Raw genomic sequence first — 1696 nt, 5'->3', positions numbered from 1 at the left:
GGCAAACGCTCGCCTCTTTCGCATCGAAACTTCGAAATCAACCAACCCAGACGTGGAGGCGATGACTGAAGCCGCCGTCGTATCACCTTAGCGTTCGCCAACTAAAGTTCTTTCAATTCACCGCCCAAAGTAACCAGCCTCCATTTCACAAGGTCTATTATCCGCTTAGGAGCCCTAGGTGTTACCCATGCTCGTACCGCTTCAAACCCTTCCAAAAAACTTAAATCCGCGGTGGTCGTGGATTCAAACGTTGAGAACATGCCATCAGCATCTTCAAATATTTTTGCCCAATGCGGCGAACAAGGCAGCCCATGCAATTCGGGCTTATCCTCGTTTTTCGTGTCTGTATTCAGATTTTGATTATTCATAGGATTTTCATGTTTGTTTTGGTTTTTGAAGCCCTCACGCATGGCTTTGAGGGTTCACCAAAAATAAGATGGCCAAAACCTACCACTGCTGGAGATGCGACATGCCAGTTCCGATGCTCACGAAGCAGGAATGGAAAGAGGTTGGACCATTACTCCGGTTGGATACGGAGAGAACAAAAGAATTAAGAAAGGAAAAAGGAATCGGACTAAAGGAAGCACTCGAAGAGCTTCAATCGGAAGCCTGTGAGAAGTACTACGAACTCACTGGATTCAAAGAAACGAATTGGCAGGCAATCTGGCATCACAGACTTTCAGAGCATGGTCCGGAGTGCCCATCCTGCGGCCATCTCTTCAGAACCCCTAAAGCAAGCTTCTGTGCAAATTGTGGATACAAAAAATAAGGTGAACCAGACGCTTCAGACAACTGCGGCAAATCGCCCCCTCTTTCATCACGACTCCATGAAAATCAATCACCCCAGAAACGTTAACGATGGCCTTGGCCTTGTCGTCTGAGCTCAGCGTTCTCCAAAATAGAAACACAAATGGCTAACTACGATAAGAGTAAATACGAAGTCCTCGTTCCAAAAAAGGAAATGAACGCATTTCTCAGGATCTTACTCTATCTGCCTATTGTTGCACTCGCGAGATGGGGTGCGAGAGAGATCAATACTTATGAAGATAAAATGGAGGAACTGATCGATCTAAAGAACTCTTACATTGAAGAATTACAAAACCCAAAACTAAGCGATGCGAAACTAGAAATTATGAAAAGCCGCATTTCGTATTTGGAAACATCTGATCACTTTGATCGATCTCCTTCGAAAGGAATGTGGATGATTCTAGGAGCTTTCGCTATCGCAGGAATTTGGGGCGAAATTGAAAGAAGAAAAAAGAAGGAGAACCAGGCAGCCCATACAACTCCGGCCAGCGCTCCGCGCTGACCTCCGCGTATGGCTTTGACGATGGGGAGATAAGGATTTTAAGAACGACCAACTTGGCAACGTATCCATTTTCTAGATCCATGAATTAAATATGAAGATCCTACAGCGGAAAGATTAATCGACTTTCGACAAGGCCAACCAACTCGACTTTCCTTTTAAAAACAATGATCCTGCATTGGAATTATTGATCGATACTTTCCGAGGAAGCCGTAGACCGGATCCAGTATTGACGAAAAAGAAAAAGCCCGAACTTCCAAGTCCAACCCCACTCTGAAAGTGAAATATTTAACCCCATCAAGTCGGTCCTCACAACTCCGGTAAGCGCTCCGCGCTTACCTTCGCGTGAGACCTCAGCGATATGTGGAGAAAGATGATCGGGTTATGATA

3 protein-coding genes are annotated in these 1696 nt (G+C 45.3%); 2 read left to right on the top strand and 1 reads right to left on the bottom strand.

Annotation, left to right across the window (positions count from 1 at the left end; translation table 11 throughout):
* Window positions 1-101 precede the first annotated feature (101 nt).
* The gene (locus QEH53_RS23645) at window positions 102-368 is read right to left on the bottom strand and encodes a hypothetical protein (RefSeq protein WP_309025704.1); all 267 of its coding nucleotides are present in this window, start codon (window positions 366-368) and stop codon (window positions 102-104) included.
* Window positions 369-436: 68 nt separating this feature from the next.
* Here QEH53_RS23645 and QEH53_RS23640 point away from each other — a divergent pair, with 68 nt between their 5' ends.
* Entirely contained in the window at window positions 437-769 is a 333-nt protein-coding gene (locus tag QEH53_RS23640) for a hypothetical protein (RefSeq protein ID WP_309025703.1), read from the top strand.
* A 141-nt stretch (window positions 770-910) separates the two neighbouring features.
* Window positions 911-1309: a hypothetical protein gene (locus QEH53_RS23635; RefSeq protein WP_309025702.1), complete on the top strand. Its 399-nt coding sequence runs from the start codon at window positions 911-913 to the stop codon at window positions 1307-1309.
* The last annotated feature ends 387 nt before the right edge of the window (window positions 1310-1696 follow it).

Source organism: Pelagicoccus sp. SDUM812002 (assembly GCF_031127835.1).
GTDB lineage: Bacteria > Verrucomicrobiota > Verrucomicrobiia > Opitutales > Opitutaceae > Pelagicoccus.
This window is presented reverse-complemented; position numbering and strand designations above follow the sequence as displayed.